At 71.0% G+C, this 17,931-nt stretch carries 14 protein-coding genes and 1 pseudogene; 10 read left to right on the top strand and 5 right to left on the bottom strand.

The window, feature by feature from the left end:
• Window positions 1-35 precede the first annotated feature (35 nt).
• Together V7793_RS04010 and V7793_RS04005 are read left to right on the top strand one after the other, a co-directional pair.
• On the top strand, window positions 36-935 hold the full coding sequence (locus V7793_RS04010) for a putative RNA methyltransferase (RefSeq protein WP_335581488.1): 900 nt from the start codon (window positions 36-38) through the stop codon (window positions 933-935).
• Between the two features lie 214 nt (window positions 936-1,149).
• Window positions 1,150-2,436: an NAD(P)/FAD-dependent oxidoreductase gene (locus tag V7793_RS04005; RefSeq protein ID WP_335581487.1), complete on the top strand. Its 1,287-nt coding sequence runs from the start codon at window positions 1,150-1,152 to the stop codon at window positions 2,434-2,436.
• A 97-nt stretch (window positions 2,437-2,533) separates the two neighbouring features.
• Here the strand turns inward: V7793_RS04005 and V7793_RS04000 are convergent, their stop codons facing one another.
• Window positions 2,534-3,718, bottom strand: a complete 1,185-nt coding sequence (locus tag V7793_RS04000) for a DNA polymerase III subunit beta family protein (protein WP_335581486.1) — start codon at window positions 3,716-3,718, stop codon at window positions 2,534-2,536.
• Between the two features lie 415 nt (window positions 3,719-4,133).
• On the opposite strand from V7793_RS04000, the gene V7793_RS03995 reads away from it, so the two are divergent.
• The 6 genes and pseudogenes from V7793_RS03995 (at window position 4,134) to V7793_RS03970 (ending at window position 9,655) form a co-directional block, all read left to right on the top strand.
• Window positions 4,134-4,607, top strand: a complete 474-nt coding sequence (locus tag V7793_RS03995) for a hypothetical protein (protein ID WP_335581485.1) — start codon at window positions 4,134-4,136, stop codon at window positions 4,605-4,607.
• Between the two features lie 468 nt (window positions 4,608-5,075).
• Window positions 5,076-6,191: a PLP-dependent cysteine synthase family protein gene (locus V7793_RS03990; RefSeq protein WP_335581512.1), complete on the top strand. Its 1,116-nt coding sequence runs from the start codon at window positions 5,076-5,078 to the stop codon at window positions 6,189-6,191.
• On the top strand, window positions 6,188-7,588 hold the full coding sequence (locus V7793_RS03985; RefSeq protein WP_335581484.1) for an MDR family MFS transporter: 1,401 nt from the start codon (window positions 6,188-6,190) through the stop codon (window positions 7,586-7,588). The genes V7793_RS03990 and V7793_RS03985 overlap by 4 nt, the downstream gene beginning before the upstream one ends.
• Window positions 7,589-7,967: 379 nt before the next feature.
• Window positions 7,968-8,747 (top strand): class I SAM-dependent methyltransferase, encoded by a 780-nt coding sequence (locus V7793_RS03980; protein WP_335581483.1) that lies wholly within the window; start codon window positions 7,968-7,970, stop codon window positions 8,745-8,747.
• A gap of 23 nt (window positions 8,748-8,770) precedes the next feature.
• A pseudogene (locus V7793_RS03975) lies at window positions 8,771-8,953 on the top strand (MOSC domain-containing protein); the annotation flags it as partial.
• A gap of 39 nt (window positions 8,954-8,992) precedes the next feature.
• On the top strand, window positions 8,993-9,655 hold the full coding sequence (locus V7793_RS03970) for a hypothetical protein (protein WP_335581482.1): 663 nt from the start codon (window positions 8,993-8,995) through the stop codon (window positions 9,653-9,655).
• Window positions 9,656-9,731: 76 nt separating this feature from the next.
• Here the strand turns inward: V7793_RS03970 and V7793_RS03965 are convergent, their stop codons facing one another.
• The 3 genes from V7793_RS03965 to V7793_RS03955 form a co-directional block, all read right to left on the bottom strand.
• Window positions 9,732-10,712, bottom strand: a complete 981-nt coding sequence (locus V7793_RS03965) for an FG-GAP repeat domain-containing protein (RefSeq protein WP_335581481.1) — start codon at window positions 10,710-10,712, stop codon at window positions 9,732-9,734.
• A 274-nt stretch (window positions 10,713-10,986) separates the two neighbouring features.
• Window positions 10,987-11,808 carry a hypothetical protein gene (locus V7793_RS03960; protein ID WP_335581480.1) on the bottom strand — a complete coding sequence of 274 codons (822 nt, stop codon included), beginning with the start codon at window positions 11,806-11,808 and terminating at the stop codon, window positions 10,987-10,989.
• 23 nt (window positions 11,809-11,831) lie between these two features.
• The gene (locus V7793_RS03955; RefSeq protein WP_335581479.1) at window positions 11,832-12,188 is read right to left on the bottom strand and encodes a hypothetical protein; all 357 of its coding nucleotides are present in this window, start codon (window positions 12,186-12,188) and stop codon (window positions 11,832-11,834) included.
• 153 nt (window positions 12,189-12,341) lie between these two features.
• On the opposite strand from V7793_RS03955, the gene V7793_RS03950 reads away from it, so the two are divergent.
• Window positions 12,342-15,929: a CHAT domain-containing protein gene (locus V7793_RS03950; RefSeq protein ID WP_335581478.1), complete on the top strand. Its 3,588-nt coding sequence runs from the start codon at window positions 12,342-12,344 to the stop codon at window positions 15,927-15,929.
• Window positions 15,930-16,011: 82 nt separating this feature from the next.
• Window positions 16,012-16,845: a MerR family transcriptional regulator gene (locus V7793_RS03945; protein ID WP_335581477.1), complete on the top strand. Its 834-nt coding sequence runs from the start codon at window positions 16,012-16,014 to the stop codon at window positions 16,843-16,845.
• Window positions 16,846-16,909: 64 nt separating this feature from the next.
• Here V7793_RS03945 and V7793_RS03940 read toward each other — a convergent pair whose 3' ends face one another.
• On the bottom strand, window positions 16,910-17,881 hold the full coding sequence (locus V7793_RS03940; RefSeq protein ID WP_335581476.1) for a GlxA family transcriptional regulator: 972 nt from the start codon (window positions 17,879-17,881) through the stop codon (window positions 16,910-16,912).
• Window positions 17,882-17,931: the final 50 nt, after the last annotated feature.

The following is a 17,931-nucleotide window of genomic DNA, read 5'->3' as shown; positions in this document are numbered from 1 at the left end:
CGGTCCCTTTCCTTCACCGTTGCCAGGAGTGCCTTGTGCCCGTGTCGCTCTACCCTGCCCTCGAACTCTTCCTCGACCTGCTGCGCTGCCCGAAGTGCCGCGCCCGTCTTCATCCCGACCTCCGCGCGCTGCGCTGCCCGGCGGGCCACACCTTCGATATCGCTCGCCACGGCTATGCCGGCCTCCTGACGGGCACCCGCGCCACCAGCGGCGACGATGCCGCCATGGTCCGGGCCCGGGACCGGTTCCTGGCCACGGGCAAGTACGGGCCCATCTGCCGGGCCGTGGCCCGGCTGGCGGCCGAGGCCGATGCCGTGTCCGGGCAAGGCACGGTCGTGGACGTCGGGTGCGGCACGGGCTACTACTTGGCCGGCGTACTCGACCAGCTGCCCGGCGCCCGCGGCCTGGGCCTGGACACCTCGGTGCGCGCGCTGCGCTCGGCGGCCCGGGTCCACGAGCGAGCCGCCGCGGCGACCTGGGACGTCTTCCGTCCCTTCCCGCTGGCCGACGGGATGGCCGACGTCGTGCTGGACGTGTTCGCCCCGCGCAACCCCGCCGAGTTTCGCCGGGTGTTGCGCCCGTCCGGCCGGTTGGTCGTGGTGCGTCCTACCGGCCGGCACCTGGCCGAGCTGCGCGGCCGCGGGCCCGCGGTGGTCAGGGTCGACCCGGTCAAGGAACAGCGCCTGCACCGGGCGCTGGCCCCCTTCTTCGAGGCCACCCGTACCGAGCGGGTCGAGTACGTCACGTCCCTGACCAGGCTGGAGGCCCTCGACCTGATAGGGATGACGCCGAGCGCACGTCACCTGAGCCCTGCGGACCTGGACGGCGCCGGCCTCCTGCCCGACCAGGTCACCGTCTCCGTGCTGGCCACCGCCTACCGGCCGGCCTCGGTGACCACGAGCGGGCGCACGGGCCTGCTGACCGACGGATCGTAGGCATACCCGCCCGGCGCCCTGCCTTCTCCACAGCACGGGGGAGGCAGGGCGTCCCTTCGCCGGACACCGCCGCATCGCTGGACGGTCTCGGTGGACTCGACGACGATCAACCGCTCTCGATCCACAACTCTTGACAACTGTTCATGCACCTGACAGCAGTGGCACTGCACCACTCCCCCGAACGGCACCACACCCCGAAGGGAGCGATCAGCGCATGACCAGACCTGAGAGCGCGGGATACGACTACGACGTCGTCATCAGCGGATCCGGCCTCGCCGGCAGCGCCGCGGCCACCTTGCTCGCTCGACGCGGTGCCCGCGTCGCCCTGCTGGAACGCCGCACGGACCCCGAAGCGTACAAGGTGCTGTGCACCCATTCCCTCCAGGCCTGCGCCTACCCGGTGCTGGACGAACTCGGCCTCGTACCCGCTCTCGAGAAGGCGGGAGCCGTCCGCAGCACGGCCCGCTATTACACCCGCTGGGGATGGATCGAGCCGAGGGCTGCGCCGGCGGGCCCCGAGCTGCCGTACGCGTACAACGTCCGGCGCAGCACCCTCGATCCGTTGCTCAGGTCCCGTGCGGCGGAGACCCCCGGCGTCGATCTCCTCCTCGGTCACCACGTGACCGGGCTGCTCCGGGAAGCCGGGCGAACCTCGGGGGTGCGCGCGTCGACGCCCCGGGGCGAGTGTGAGATCCGGGCCCGGCTGGTGGTCGGCGCCGACGGCAAGGACTCGGCCGTAGCGAAGTTCGCCGCGGTGCCCGCCCGGTTGCACGAGAACGCGCGGTTCGGCTACCTCGCCTACTTCCGCAACCTCCCGCTGCACGGCGGGATCAGTCAGACCTGGTTTCTCGAACCCGACATGGCATACGCGTTTCCCAACGACGACGGGGTGACGGTCCTTGCGGTACTCCCGGACAAGAAGCGGCTGCCGGCCTTCCGGGAAGACCTGGAGGGCAGCTTCCTCGCCTTCTTCCGCGCCTTACCCGAGGCACCGCCCATCGACTCCGCGGAGCGCGTTTCGAAGTTCATCGGCACTGTCAACTATCCGCTTCACTACCGCAAGCCGACCGCACCGGGCGTCGCACTCATCGGCGACGCCGCCCTGACCAGCGACCCCCTGTGGGGAGTGGGATGCGGGTGGGCTCTGCAGTCCGCGCAATGGCTGGCAGAGGCGGTCGCCTCGGCCGCATCCGGTCGGGGCGACCTCGACAGATCGCTCGCCGTGTACGCACACAGACACCGGCGCCGGCTGCGTGGCCACCAGTACCTGGCCGTCGACTTCGCCAAGGCCCGCCCGTTCAATCCCCTGGAGCGGCTGATGTTCTCGGCGGCAGCGCGCGATGAAGCGATGGCACGGCACATGCACCTGTTCGGATCCCGCCTGATCGGTCCGCTGCGGTTCCTGAACCCCGTGGCAGTGGCCAAGGCTTCTGCCGTCAACATCAGGCATCGCGGGGCGGCCGCGGCGCCACCCACGCGCCTCTCACGCACAGGGACATGACCAGCTGCCCATGACCGCGCCCACGACGCGCCCCCCGGCAGCCCCAAGCCCCCTGTCCCCTGCCCCCTGCCTCCCGCCTGGTGGGGTCAGCGGAAGGTCACTTGTCAGCCGCCGCGTCGTGGACCGGCATGACCAGCGTCGTGAAACTGCCCTGATCCGCGGAACGGACCACGACGGGCTGGTCCGGGGACGAAATCTCCAGCAGCACGTCAGGGCCGACGCCGGCCTCGATCACCGCGAGGAGCACGTGCGGGTCGAAGGCGATGCGCAGGGGCGGCCCTGTGCAGATGGCGGGAAGCATGAGCCCGTCCGAGCCCGGGGCCGGCTCCCCGGGCGTGAGGGCAAGCTGCTGTTCGTCTGTGCGGAGGATGATCGGCGCATCGCCGTATCCGGCCTCGGCGAGTGCCGTGCGCAGAGCTGCCCGGTCCGTGATGAGCCGGTGCCGCGTCATGGGGAAGTTGTCCAGGACCATCCGGTAGTCGGGGAAGGGAAGGACCGTCTCGTCAGCGGTCGGCAGAGTCCGTGAGCGGGCTCCGCTGCGCAGGCGCGCGCCTTCCCGGTCCACCTCGATGCTGACGTCCGGCATGCGCATGGCCCAGGCAGCGGCGTCCTTCATTTCCGAGGCTGCGATCAAGACGTGGCAAGGATCGCCCTCCATGGATATGGCCCGCAGGGTGCGGACTGCCAAGCGGTAGCGGTCCGTGGCCACCAGGCGCACCTCCTGCCCGTCGATCTCGATCAGGATGTGGCCGAGTACGGGGAATTCGTCCCCTACGGGACCGGACGCCACCGCCGGTGCGACCTGTCGCACGGCGCTGGCCAGCTCCGCCCCACCGACGCAGACCTTGGCTATGGCATTGCCCTTGGCCTTGGCTTTGGCCTTGGCTTTGGCCTTGGTGGTCCAGGGCGTTCCGCCGGGAAGAGCGCGGAGGATCTCCTCGATCACCACCTGCGCCGAGGCGGCTGTTTCCCGCGCCCTTGTCGCGTGCTCCTGCAGAACGGCACGGGCCTCCTCATCGGTACCGTCCAGCACCACCGAGGCATCGGTGAGCGGCACCCCGGCCTCCCTGAGCCGCCGGACGAGGACTGCACGGGCCTGCTGCTCCGGGGCGTAGTAGCGGTATCCGGTCGCGTCGTCGACGTGGGCGGGGCGCAGTACGTCGCAGTCGTCGTAGAACCGCAGGGCGCTCGGCGCCAGCCCCACCCGGCGCGCGAAGGCGCCGATGCTCATCAAAGTGCCGATGTCGGTGCCGGTGTCGGTGTCGGTGTCGGTGTCTTCCATGGCGGCAATTCTCGGCTTTCAAGCAGCTTGAAGGTCAAAGCGTAGAGGCATGGAGGCATGGAGGCGGCACCACCCGATCAGGGCAACGGCACCGCAGCGTGCCTGAGCAGGTCGCCGACCGCGACGGCCTGCGCCTCGGCCGGCATCTCCACCTGCACCCAGCCCTCGCGATCCGGCGGGCGGTTTGCGGGGATCCGGCGGCGTCACCGCCGAGCACGGCACACCGGACAATCACCCGGCAGCGCAGCGCATGGCACATATCCTTGGAGAGGTGAAACGGTTTCCGTTTGCGCACGGATAGCGGACCCGCGCCATTAAGCAACCTCCATAAGAAAACATCCGCGTTGGCTGATTTGCATGCCCTCGATACAGCGCCCTTGACATAAGTAGCCCTGCATTCCGCTACGATCACGTCATGGTCTCGGCCCAGCTCGCATTCCGGCCGCGACGGACCCACCCTTCGGTGTCGGGTCTGCCGCGTCTGTCACGTCTGCTGTGGCCAGCCTTGCTGCTCCTGTTCGGTGTGCTCTACACGCACGGCATCAGCGGGGAGAGCGCGGTCAGTCACGCGACCGGCAGGCCGGTGGCGTTGTCCGTCTTCGCGCACGCCGTTGACGAGCACCACGCCCATGGTGAGCCGGCCCCGGTCGCCGCCCCCGGTACGGAGCAGGCACACGCCGCTGACCATCACGAGGACGAGTCCTCCCACGGCGCCGAGAACTGCACGTCCGGCAAGCCCCAGGACGGTCCGGCCCTCTTCGCTCCCAGTTGCCCGGCGCTGTTCGACGCGCTTTCGGCACTGAGCTCACAGCACTGGACGGGCGCACGGCCGTCTTCCACCGCGCCGGAATCAGCACACTCGGCGGCTTCACGCATCCTGCGAATCTAGAAGTCAGACACTCCGAACGCTCCGAAACCGGTCGGATTCCACTCCCACCCGGCGGCCTTGGCGCCTTCCTCTCCATTCCCCCTGTTCTTCTGAGGGGAATTACCGAGCCCTGCCTCGGCGCCATCCGGCCGCCCGTCTGACTCGCCTCCACCTGCCCGGAGAATTCCGGCCACGTGGCCGTCGTACGGAGTGCTGTGCCGCGCAACTCACCCGTTCATCACTACACGTCTGTCACCCCGGATCCCCGCAAGGCGGAAACCGAGCGGTCGAGGCGGAAGACGCTCGCCTTTCTCTGCCGGTGGCGCAAATAGGAGCTCGCCGACCACGCGAGACGAGCCCCCTCACCGGCGCACCGACCGACCGAAAGGCGAACGAGCCATGGACCCCCTGACGACCAACGGCACCGGTTCAGCCCGCCCCAGCTCCTCTGCCGCCCCCATCACACCCACCGCTCACAACTCCCCCAACATGCCTGCCTCCCCCGCCTCCCCCGCCGCCCCCAACACCTTCGGGATCTCCGGACTCGTCGGCGACACCCCGGTCCTGCGCGTCTCCGAACCCCTCGCCCCCGCCGGGCACGGCTTCTGGGCCAAGCTGGAGGGCTTCAACCCGGGCGGCATCAAGGACCGTCCGGCCCTGCACATGGTGGAGCGGGCCCGCGCCCGCGGCGATCTGGCTCCCGGCGCCATGATCATCGAGTCCACCAGCGGCACGCTCGGGCTGGGCCTGGCACTGGCCGGAATGGTCTACGGGCACCCGGTCACGCTGGTCACCGACCCCGGCCTGGAGTCGTCCATGACCCGGCTGCTGAGCGCCTACGGGGCACAGGTCGACGTCGTCTCCGACCCCCACCCGACCGGCGGCTGGCAGCAGGCCCGCTGCAACCGCGTGGACCGGCTGCGCGAGCAGCACCCCGGCGCGTGGGTGCCGGACCAGTACAACAACCCCGACAACGTCGCCGCCTACACCCCGCTCGCGCTCGAACTGGCCGCCCAGCTGGGCCACATCGACGTCCTGGTGTGCAGCGTCGGCACCGGCGGCCACTCCGCCGGCGTCTCCCGCGTACTGCGACAGCTCTATCCCGGTCTGCAGTTGGCCGGCGTGGACACCATCGGCTCCACCATCTTCGGACAACCTGCCCGCAGCCGGTTGATGCGCGGCCTCGGCTCCAGCATCTACCCCCGCAACGTCGCGTACGAGAACTTCTCCGAAGTGCACTGGGTCTCCCCCGCCGAGGCCGTATGGACCTGCCGGCAACTGGCCTCCTCCCACTACGCCACCGGCGGCTGGAGCGTCGGCGCGGTCGCCCTCGTCGCCGGCTGGCTCGCACGCACCCTGCCCGCGCACACCCGGATCGCGGCCGTCTTCCCCGACGGCCCGCAGCGCTACCTCGGCACGGTCTACGACGACGACTACTGCTCCGCCCACGGCCTCCTCGACGCGCCGCCGGCCGCCGAACCCGAGGTCGTGGGGCGGCCGGACGAGAAGGAGGTCACCCGCTGGACGCGGTGCGCCACCGTCGTCGATCCGCTCGCCGCGCAGCGGGAGCACGGCGCCGACGCGAACGACGAGGGCCGGTCGTGAAGAACCCGCCGGCCCCCCGGAACCGTCTCAACCCCCTGTCGCAAGCCCGCACCTTCGACCGCAGCGTGCAGTTGCTGATGGCGAACCAGTTCACCATCAACCTCGGCTTCTACATGCTCATGCCCTACCTCGCCCAGTACTTGTCCGGGAACCTGGGCATGGCCGCCTGGACCGTCGGGCTGATCCTGGGCGTCCGCAACTTCAGTCAGCAGGGCATGTTCTTCTTCGGCGGCACCCTGGCCGACCGGTTCGGATACAAACCCATGATCATCACTGGTCTGATGCTGCGCACCGTCGGCTTCGCCGTACTCGGGCTCGTCGATTCCCTGCCCGCCCTGCTGGCGGCGTCGGCGGCCACCGGCCTGGCCGGCGCCCTGTTCAACCCGGCCGTACGGGCTTACGTCGCCCACGACGCCCGGGAGCGCCGCGTGGAAGCATTCGCACTCTTCAACGTCTTCTACCAGGCCGGGATCCTGCTGGGCCCGCTGGTCGGTGTGGCGCTGACGGGGGTGAGCTTCCGCCTGACCTGCCTCGTGGCGGCCGGAGTCTTCACCGCACTGTCGATCGTGCAGATACGGGTGCTACCGGCCCGGACACCGTCACACGAGGCCAGGGGCGGGGCCGGGGCCGAGGCCGAGGCCGGCAAGTCAGTGACGTCGGTGCTCTCCCAGTGGCGCACGGTCGTGTCCAACCGGCCGTTCCTGCTGTTCTCCCTCGCCATGATCGGCTCGTACGCGCTGTCCTTCCAGGTCTACCTCGCGCTTCCCTTGGAGGTGCGCCGGATGGCCGGGGACGAGCGGGTCGGGACGGTCGGCGTAGGGCTGCTGTTCGCCGCCTCCGGCCTGGCCACCATCGCGGGCCAGACCCGGCTCACGGTCTGGTGCAAGAAGCACTGGGACTCCGGACGGTCCTTGGTCGCCGGACTGACAGCCCTGGGAGCCGCCTTCCTGCCACTCCTGGCAGCCACGGCGGTCCCGGCACCCCCGGACGGACCGGCCCGCTGGGCACTGGCCGTCGGCCCACCCCTCCTCTCAGCACTCCTCATCGCCCTGGGCACCATGCTGGCCTACCCCTTCGAGATGGACACGATCGTCGCCCTCGCCGAGAACCGGTACGTGGCCACGCACTACGGCCTCTACAACACCATCTGCGGCATCGGCATCACCCTCGGCAACCTCCTCACCGGCGCGGCCCTGGACGCCGCCCACGCCGCCGGATCCCCGGCCCTCCCGTGGCTGGCCCTCGCGGCCACGGGAGGCGGCTGCGCCCTGGCCGTCCTCGGCCTGCACCGCACAGGCCGCCTGACTCCGACCACACCCGCACAGCAACCCGACGGGCCCGACGGCCCCGACAGGTCCAACAGGCCCGACGAAAGACAAGCCGCCACCAACGCCTGATCCAACGGCTCTGAACAACCAGGCTCGCCCAGCTCCCGTCCGTGGGAGGGCTGACGAAGACCACAGTCCGCAAGTCGGTGACCTTGCAGGACTGTGGTCTTTGAGCCGCCCCCTTCCGGTCTGGCCTGCGTCTTGTGAGGGCAGTGAAGGCCGGTGCCTCCACAGCAGGAGTACGGGCGCGGGCGCCGGTCGGTGCGTGGTCGGGGCGGGATGCCCGACGGATGGCGGAGCCCGCCGCCCCGGACGTACCGGTGCGGATCAGCCCGGCCGGAGGCCGGGTGCGCGCCGAGAAGCCGAGTGCCGAAGCGGTGAAGCCGGGTAGGTGCCGAAGTGGTGAAGCGGGGTAGCCGACCGCTTCCGGCGTCGCTAGCGTCAGCGCATGGACCAGGATGAACGGCTGCTTCACGCCTCGTCGTTCGGCGCAGCGGCGGTCGCATACGCCGAGCACCGTCCGGACTACGCGCAGGCCGCGGTGCGCTGGGCGCTGCGGCCCGCGCCCGGCCAGCGCGTGCTCGACCTCGGTGCCGGAACGGGCAAGCTGACTGCCACGCTGGTCGCGCTGGGTGCCGAAGTCGTCGCAGTCGAGCCCGACCCGGCGATGCTGACCGAGCTGCGCCGCTCACTGCCGGCTGTCCGTGCCCTGCCGGGGAACGCCGAGGCGATACCGCTGCCGGACGCGTCCGTCGATGCCGTGCTGGCCGGCAACGCCATGCATTGGTTCGACATGGCCGCCGCGGGACCCGAGATCGCCAGGGTCCTCGTACCCGGCGGCGTCCTGGCCGGCCTGTGGAACGTCATGGACGACCGGGTCGCGTGGGTTTCCGGGCTCGCGCGGGTCGGCGGGAGCGCGGCCGTCGGCCCGCGTGACACGCCCGCGAGCTGGCGCGCCGAGACGGCGGACATGCATCTTCCAAGGACTGGCGTGGCCGCCCGGTTCGGCTCGCCGGAGCAGGCCGGGTTCCCGCACGGGCAGCGCCGCACCGCCGACTCCCTCGTCGCGACCATCGCGACGCGCGCAGGGGTGCTGGTGATGCGGGAACAGGAACAAGCGACCACGCTGAGCCGGATCCGCGCTTTCCTCGCGAGCAGACCTGAGACCGCCCACGGCGAGTTCACCCTCCCGATGCTGACCGGAGTGCTGCGCGTCCGGCGCCTGTGAAGCATCACGTCGACGACAACCGATTCAGCGTCGCCCCGGGTGAACTCGGCGAGAACATCACCACCAGCGGCCGCGACGAGGCCGGGACCATCGTGCGCAAGGCCGGAATCATGAGCGTGGTCAAGGTGGGCGGATCCGTGCATCCCGACGACACGATCACGGTGGAGCTGCCGGACGGGCCGCATCGGCCCCTCGACCGGGTGTGATCTCCTTGCCTTTCAGTATCGCGAAGGAGTTTCATCACCGTGATGTCCAAGCGTGCCCGGCGGACGGCCGCAGAGCTTCTGGGCGAGCGCCCTGTTGCCGTGGGCTGGTGCAAACTCGGACCCATCCCGAAGCCGCCGAAAGACGTCTACGCGGCGGCCGGACATCCCCGGCTGCGGCCGGGCCGGATACGTCCCCTCGGGATTCTGGGATGTATCGCGGTGTCCCCCTTCCTGCTGATCGCCATCGGTTACGCCGCCCTGGAGGCGGCCGCCGAGGCCGTCCTCGGGCCCCTGTTGCGCACGAAGAAGGAGCGCCAAGCGCTCCGGGACGAGAAGGCCCGCAAGGAACGGCTTCGACGTGACACCGAACTCCCCGGGAACCGGCCCGTGGAAGTGTTCGACGGGGACTGGCACGCCGAAGCCGGCCGGCTTCTCCTGCGGTGGTACACGCAGTCCTCGCACCCGAACCGGCTCGTCATCCTGGGCCCCGACCGCGTTTTGCTGGCCGGTCCTCGGCGCCGGGTGACCGTGGGGCAGGACAAGAAGGCGCAGATCCTTGACGTTCTGAAGGCCGACCAAGCGGTCGTCGACGGCCCGTTCCGCAGCGGCCTCGCCACCGGTCCACTTCGGATTCGCTTTCGTGACGGCTCATGGCTCCGACTGACGGCGGTCGAATCCGTACGCGATTCCCTGCGCGGCTGACCACGGCCCGCGAGCCACCGGCTCGACGCCCGTCGGACACGCCGTAGTGGCCCTTCCGCATCCGCGCCGGGCGCCGTCAGACCGGAATATCGCCGGATTGGCCGTACTGGCGGATGGTCTGGCCGCCGTCGGTGGTGCGCAGGACGTACCACGTGCCGTTCGACGGACGCCACACGGCGAAGTCCGCCTTGCCGTCTCCGTCGAAGTCGGCCGGGACGGCCAGGTCGCCCGTCTGACCGTACTGCCGAATCGTCTGCCCGTCGTCACTGCTCCGCAGGACGAACCACGTGCCGCTCGACGGACGCCACACAGCCCAGTCCGTCCTACCGTCTCCGTCGAAGTCAGCCGGTACGGCCACGTCACCCGTCTGACCGTACTGCCGGATGATCTCCTTGCCGTCGCTGCTCCGCAAAGCGAACCAGACACCGTTCGACGGGCGCCACACAGCGAAATCGGCCTTACCGTCACCGTCGAAATCCGCCGGAACGGCCACGTCGCCCGTCTGACCGTAGACCTGGATCGTCTGCCCGCCGTCAGTGCTCCTGAGTGCGTACCACGTGCCGTTCGACGGCCGCCAGATCACAAAGTCGGCCTTGCCGTCTCCATCGACGTCAGCAGGGGCCGCAACGTCGTTCGCAAAGCTTCCGTACTGCTGAATGGTCTGGCCGCCATCACTGCTCCGCAGGACGTACCAGGTGCCATTGGAAGGGCGCCATACCGCGAAGTCGGCCTTGCCATCGCCGTCGAAGTCGGCCGGGACGGCCACGTCGCCCGTCTGGCCGTACTGCCGAATCGTCTGCCCGTCGTCACTGCTCCGCAGGACGAACCACGTACCGCTCGACGGACGCCATACGGCGGAGTCGGCCTTTCCGTCACCGTCGAAATCGGCTTTCACCCTTTGTGCTGCCGCGCTGTTGCTGCTGCCCTCACGGGAATTCGACGGTTCGCCGCCCGCAACCCCTGCCCACGCGCTCGTGGCGCCTCCGGCGAGGGTGGCCAGTACCGTCGCACCTGCCGCCGTGAGCAGCCCAAGTCTTCGGGTTCTCCGCACCTTCATCAGCGAGCCTCCTGGACCCGTAGCCCTTCATCTCCGCGCCCGAGGATGGCGCAGGGTGGAGCCCGGGGCCAGTGGTCCGGCTCGTGGGGTGGTATCGGTCGGCTGCTTGTGTCCGGAACGCGATGCACTCGGGCCCTGTTCAAGCCGTCGGGGCCATAGATCCTCCGCCCGATACATCAAGCGGCGCCTCAAGCGGCACCTCAAGTCGTTCGCTCAGCCGTTCCTCGGACCGTTCTTCACACACATTCCTCACGCCCGTTCCCCACGCCATTCCTCAAGCGCCTTTGTTGAGCTGGTCGTTGATGCGCGCGCCATCGTCCGGAGTGATACGTCCGTCCTGCGGTGTGCGACCGAAGAGGTCGGCGATCAGCTGTTGGTTGACGTCGACGCTCGCCTCGGTCAGATCGGCGAACGACGCCGCGCCGCTTCGACCTCGGTGGACGCCTGCCCCCACGGCCACGAGCCCGATCAGGGCGGCCGGCCACCAGGCGAGCCCGAGGGGCAGGTACAGCAGGCCCCATGCGGTGAGGGCGGCCGCGTCGGCGAACGCCACGCGGGCCGCCTCGATCGGGGCTCGCTGCTCCGGTGTGAGGGCGAGCCACAGTCGTGGCCACAGGAGGGCGATGCGCAGTCCGTACTCGGCGTGTACGCGGTCATCGACCAGCCGCAGACGGTCCGCGATCCAGGTGGGGCGGGCGGGGAGGTAGCGGGTGACGGCCGGGGGCGCGGGGGAACGTTCGGCTCGGCTGCGGCGCCTGCGGGTGAGCGCCAGGTCGAGCGGACCGGCCCAGGACGGCCAGGGACCGGCCCACACCCACTGAACGAGGATCGCCAGGCAGCGCGCGGTCAGGCCCACCCCGGCCGCTGCGAGCAGTAGGCCGGCCAGCGTGAGGACCACGAGGGCTGGGGCCGGGTCACGCAGGCTCGGCCCGAGGTCGCGCAGGGCGGTGGTCACGGGTCGGTGGCCGAACGGGTCGCTGTGGGGCAACACGTGGGCGCAGGACGCCGTGGCGAGGAAGAGCAGGCCCGGCAGGACCAGCAGGCTGAGCCACTTCTCCGCCAGTTTGTCGGCCAGGTGGGTCAGGAATCCGCCCACGGCCCGCTCCTTCTCCTCATCCCTCAGCCGCCGGCGGGGCGCGGACGCAGGCGCAACGGCGCCTCGAAGAGCACGCATGCCGGAACTCGCCCGTCCGCGTCGCGCTCTTCGCGCCGCGAGCACGACCGCCGAGGGCATTCGTACGTGCTGACGGGGATACGAGGCTGTTCCAGTCCGGGCAGCGGACTGTAATCGTCCGGGCCGCGGCGCGCGTGCGGAAGGGGAATGCCGACCTGCGCGCAGACGTCGAGGGCGGAGGCGGTGCGGGCGCGCAGCCCGGTGACGCCTTGTTCGAGAAGTTCGAGCCGGGAACCGCTCCACAGGTCGCGTATTTCCGGCAGCAGGCGGCACAGCTCACCCAGCGCCGAACGTTCGTCCACCTTTTCCCCTCTCTCCTGCGCAAACCCAACTCACCTGCCGATAGGCGGCATTCAGCATAGACGGGTGGTCTGTGCGTGCGAGGATTCCGGCAGGTTTCCGGCAGGTTTCCCGCAGGATTCCAGTCCGGCGACGAGAGGGGAGGGGAGCAGCGGTTGGAAGGGGATGACGGGCTCGTCGGACGGGCCTTCGAGCGCGTCCAGCGCTACGACCGGACGGGAGACGCCGCTGAAGTCGTCGGTCCGGAAGTCGACCGGGAGATGGATCTCCTGTCCGAGGCCACCCTGCCGAACGGCGACTGGCCGGTCCCCGCGGTGACGGCCCTCGCCGTCCTGCGCCTGTTCCGCGCCCGGGCTCTGGGAACGCCGGAGGCCGGGCCCGACCAGAACGAGCTGTTCCTCGCCCGGACGCTCTTCACCATGCTCTTCACCCACGCGCCGGAGCTGGTGCCCGGTGGGCTGTACCCGATGCTGGTTCCCGACGAGGACGTGATGCGGGGCCTTCCGTCGTTCATGCTGGACGGCACCGTCGAGATGCTGCGCGCCGCGGTGTCGGCGACCGCCGACGAGCACCCCGACCGCGTCTACGACCTCGGCAAGGCGCTGCTGACCCGGTTCGAACGGACCGGGTCGGCGGACGACGTCGACGAGGCCGTCGGCATCCTGCGGCACCACACGGCTGTCGAACCCGGCCGGCACGATGTCCCTCGACCGCCCGGGGCCCGGGATCCGCTCCTGATGTCCCTCCTCGGGCAGGCATTACGGACCCGGTTCGCGCACACGGGCGACCCGGCAGCGCTGACGGAGGCCGTCGACTACGGTCATCGGGCCGTGGCGGCCCTCACCGCCGGTCACGCGGACCGCGCGCTGGTGCTCTCCGGCCTCGGCGGGACCCTCATCGCCTGGTTCGAGCACACGGGGTCCTCCGGGCCGCTGGACGAGGCGATCTCCGTTGCCCGTGAGACCGTGGCGGCCACTTCCGTAGACGCAGCCACAGGCGTAGGCACAGACGTAGGAACAGGCACAAGCGCAAGTGATCCGAACCGGGCCCTGGCGCTGTCCGGCCTCGCCGCCGCGCTGTCCATGCGCTGCGAGCGCACGGGTTCACTGAGCGACCTCGACGAGGCGATCGGGGCCGCGCGGGATGCCGTGGCGGCGATCCCCGCGGACCACCCGCAGCGCAGCTCGGCGCTCTCCGCCCTGGCCCACTGCCTGTGCAGCCGTTTCGAGCACAAGGGCGACCTCGCCGACGTGGACGAGGCCATTGACCTCGACCGCCGGGCGGTGGCGTGCATTCCGCCGGGCTCGCCGGATCTCCCGATGACGCGGGCCAATATGGCCTTGTCCCTCTTCCGCCGCTTCGAGCGCACCGGCGTGAGAGACGAGTTGGACGAGGCCGTCGGCCTCGGGCGGCAGGCTCTGGAGGAGAGCCGTCCGGACGACCCTCTGCGGGGGCCGCGCCTGGCGAACCTGGGCGGCTTCCTGCTGGCCCGGTTCGAGGTCTCGGGCGCACTGGCCGACCTGGACGAGTCCGTGCGGCTGCTGCGGCAGGGGGAGGCGGCGATCCCCGAGGGGCATCCCGCCCGTAGCGTCTGCCGGAACAGCCTGGTCACGGCCCTGCAACGGCAGTTCGAGCGCCATGGCGAGCTCGCGTGTCTGGACGAGGCCGTCGCTGCAGGACGTACGGCCGTGGCGGCCACACCCGAGGACGACCCCCATCACGCCATGTACCAGTCGAGCCTTTGCCTCGCCCTGTCCTCCCGGTACCCGCACACCCGCGACCCGCAGGACCTGGAGGCCGCCGTAACCGCCGGGCGAGCAGCCGTGGCGGCCACTCCCGAGGGTCATCCCAGACGCGGCCTGTACCAATCGGGGCTCGCGCGCGCTCTCGTAGCGCGCATGGAGATCAGCGGAGACCCCGGCGATCCGGACGAGACCGTCCTCACGGTGAGCCGGGCGGTCGAGGCCACGCCCGAGGACCACCCCGACCACGGTCTGTTCCTGCACAACCTCGGGGTCGCGTTGATGATGCGCCATTACGCCGTTGCTGTCGGCGGTAGCAGGGGCACCAGCAACAACACCAACAACACCAACCCAGCCGACCTCGAACACGCCCTCACCGCCATGCGCCGGTCCGCCGAACTGCCCGCGGCCCAGACCGCGACACGACTCCGCGCAGCCCGTTCCTGGGCCGGCCTCGCGCTGGACCTCCCCCGGCCCGACCCGGCCGCGAGCCTGGCCGGCTACCGCCTCGCCATCGACCTGGCGCCCCGGCTGGCCTGGCCCGGCCTCGACTTCGGCGATCAGGCGTTTCAAGCGCACTTCTTCGCCGGTCTCGCCTGTGACGCCGCGGCCTGCGCCCTGGAGGTGCAGCGGCCCACGTACGCGGTCGAGCTGCTCGAACAAGGCCGGGCCGTGCTGTGGGGCCACGTCCTGCAGCGGCGCAGCGACCTCACGGTCCTCCGTGCGGCCGACCCCGGGCTCGGCGAGCGGCTGGAACGCGTCCGCCGGGCCCTGGACCGCCCGGTCTCCCCCGCCACCACCGCACCGCTCGGCCACGAAGACCGAGCAGCCCTGGCGAAGGAGTTCGACCTCCTGGTCGACCGGGCGCGCGGCCTCCCGGGGTGTGCCGACTTCCTGCGCCCCGTCCCCTTCGAGCGTCTGAGCCGTGCCGCCGACCGCGGTCCGGTCGTGATCGTGAACCTCAGCCGGCACCGCTGCGACGCGCTCCTCGTCCACGCCGACCGCGTCGACCCGCTACCGCTGGCCACCACCTTCCAGGAGGCCGAGCAGCAGGCGGCGGCCTACCTGACGGCCGTAACGGAGCGGGCCGCGGCCCGCAGTGGACCGCGTGCCCTCGCCGCGGAGGAGCGCATCGGCGAGGTGCTGGCCTGGCTCTGGCGCAGCGTCGCGGAACCCGTCCTGCTCCGCCTGGGCCACGCGAGCGCCCCGGGCGCCGGCATGGCCTGGCCACGCGTCTGGTGGTGCCCCACCGGGCCCTTGGGCCTGCTGCCGCTGCACGCAGCCGGCCTCAACCCGTACGAACACCCCGGCCGGTCGGTCCTGGACCGGGTCGTGTCCTCGTACACACTGACCCTGGCCGCACTGGAGCACGCGCGGAGGCCGCTGCCGCCGGCACGCCGGGAGGACGGCGGCATGCTGCTGGTCTCTCTGGGCGAGACGCCCGGGGCCCCGCGTCTCGAGGGACCGGGACAGGAAGCCTCGCTGCTGGGAGGGCTACTGGCCCCCGCCCCGCTACGGCTGGAAGGCTCGCAGGCCACCCGGGAGAGGGTGCGCAGCCTGCTGCGGACCCACCGCTGGTTCCACTTCTCGGGGCACGGGACGCAGGACCTCGGCGACCCGACCCGGGGCGGCCTGCGCCTGCACGACGCCGTACTGACCGTGCACGACCTCGCGAACCTGGACCTCGATCCGGGCGGCGAGCTCGCCTTCCTGTCCGCCTGCCGGACGGGCCTCGGAGGGGGACAGGTGCCCGACGAAGGCATTCACCTGGCGTCCGCGCTCCAGCTGGCGGGGTACCGGAACGTCATCGCCACCCTCTGGAACGTCCACGACGCCCCGGCCGCCCGCCTCACCGGCGCCGTCTACGAACAGTTGATCACCGACGGCATCATCAACCCCGCCCACGCCGCCGAAGCCCTCCACCACGCGGTGCGGTCGCTACGGTCCGAGCATCCCTACGAACCGGGCGTCTGGGCCCCGTTCCTCCACACGGGTCCGTGAGGCAGGGCCACGCAAAGCGCACCGTGTCACGTCGTCAGCCTGTCTTGACCTTGACCCAGGGGCAGACCGGAGAGTGTCCGGCATGGAGGACGACGACCCCTTGCTGAGCATCGGCGTGTTCGCGCGCCGTGCCCGGCTCTCGCCCAAGGCCCTGCGCGTGTACGACCGGCAAGGGCTGCTGACCCCGGACCGGGTCGACGCGATGACCGGCTACCGGTACTACCGGCAGAGCCGGCTGGCCGCCGCGCGGCTGATCGTGCGGCTGCGCGGCCTGGACATGCCGCTCGCCCGCATCGCGGAGGTGCTGGCCGCGCCGGAGCCGGAAGCGGCCGGCCTGGTCGCCGCGTACTGGGAAGGCGTCGAGCGGCGCGTCGCCGCGCAGCGGGAGCTCGCCGTCCACCTTCGCATCCAGTTGTCAGGAGGGACGGAAGGCATGGACAAGTACGAGATCAGGCAACGTGACGTGCCGGAGCAGGTGGTGCTCGTCGAGCAGCGCCACGTCCGGCCGGAGGACCTGTCGGTATGGATCCCGGAGACCTGCACGCGCCTTGAGGAGGAGGCCAGGGCCTACGGGGGCGTGGTCGCGGCGCCGTTCGTCGTCTACCACGGCGAGGTCAACGAGGACAGCGACGGGCCGGTGGAGCTCTGCGTACCCATCGATCCGCTCCGGGGCCCGGAGGCGGCGGAGGCCGGCACGGCCGTCCGGACCGAGCCGGCCCACCGCGAGGCGTACACCACGCTCACCAAGGCGCAGGTGGAGTACCCGCAGATCCTCTCGGCGTACGACGCGGTGTACCGGTGGATCGAGACGAACGGCGGCGGCGAGACCGGGCCCGGCCGGGAGGTCTACTTCGCCGACTGGGCATCGGCCGGCTCGGCAACAGAGGTGTGCGACATCGCCGTGCCGGTGGCGTAGGGCCGGCGGCCGCTGCGCCTTCCGTCCGGGGAAGGTTGCGATTCGCTCGCCGCCGTTCCCGACGTCAGGCGACCGTCCGCCCGGAGCGGAACGTGCGGCGGTACGCCTGGGGGCTGACACCGATCGCCGTGCGGAGGTGCTGGCGCAGGGAGGCACCGGTGCCGAATCCGGACCGGAGGGCGACCAGGTCGACGGGCCAGTCGGTCGTCTCCAGGAAGTGCCGTGCGAGGTCGACGCGCTGCCGGGTCAGCCACTGGCCCGGCGTGCTGCCGGCTTCGTCGCGGAAGCGGCGGCTGAAGGTGCGCACGCTCATGTTGGCGTGGGCGGCGAGGCCGGACAGCGTGAGCGGTTCGGCCAGGTGCTGCGCGGCCCAGGCCCGGGTGGCCGCGGTGCTGCCCTCGGACGGGGCGGGGACGGGGCGGCGGATGTACTGGGCCTGGCCGCCGTCGCGCCAGGGCGGTACGACGCAGGAGCGGGCGACCTCGTTGGCCACGTGGCTGCCGTGGTCGAGGCGGACGATGTGCAGGCACAGGTCGATGCCCGCGGCGACTCCGGCGGAGGTGAGGATGTCGCCGTCGTCCACGTACAGGACGCCGGGGTCGATGCGGGTGGTGGTGAACATGCGCTGCAATCGGTCGGCCTCGCGCCAGTGCGTGGTGGCGGGACGCCCGTCGAGGAGTCCCGCCGCGGCCAGGACGTAGGTGCCGGTGCAGATCGCGACGATCCTCGTGCCGGGGCGGACGGCGGCCAGGGCATCGCGCAGCGGCCCGGGCAGCCGGCCTTCTTCCCGTATCGCCCCCAGCCGGTGGGAGGGCGGGACGACGACGGTATCCACGGTCGCCAGCAGGGAGGCGTCGTGGGAGACGGCGAGGTCGTAGTCGGCATCGGCACGCACGGGGCCGCCGTCCAGGCTGCACGTCGTCACGGAGTAGAGCGGCTTGCCGTCGCCGTCACGGGCGGCGTTGAAGATGCGGGCGGGAATGCCGAGCTCGAAGGGGACGACGCCGTCCAGGGCCAGGACGCCTACGTGGTGCATGGCCGGATCCTTTCATGACGTGGCCATCACGCCGCCACCAGGGGATTTGC

The organism is Streptomyces sp. KLMMK, assembly GCF_036961605.1.
Taxonomy (GTDB): domain Bacteria; phylum Actinomycetota; class Actinomycetes; order Streptomycetales; family Streptomycetaceae; genus Streptomyces; species Streptomyces telluris.
Note: the sequence above shows the minus strand (reverse complement) of the source record. Positions and strands in the feature narration are given on the sequence as shown.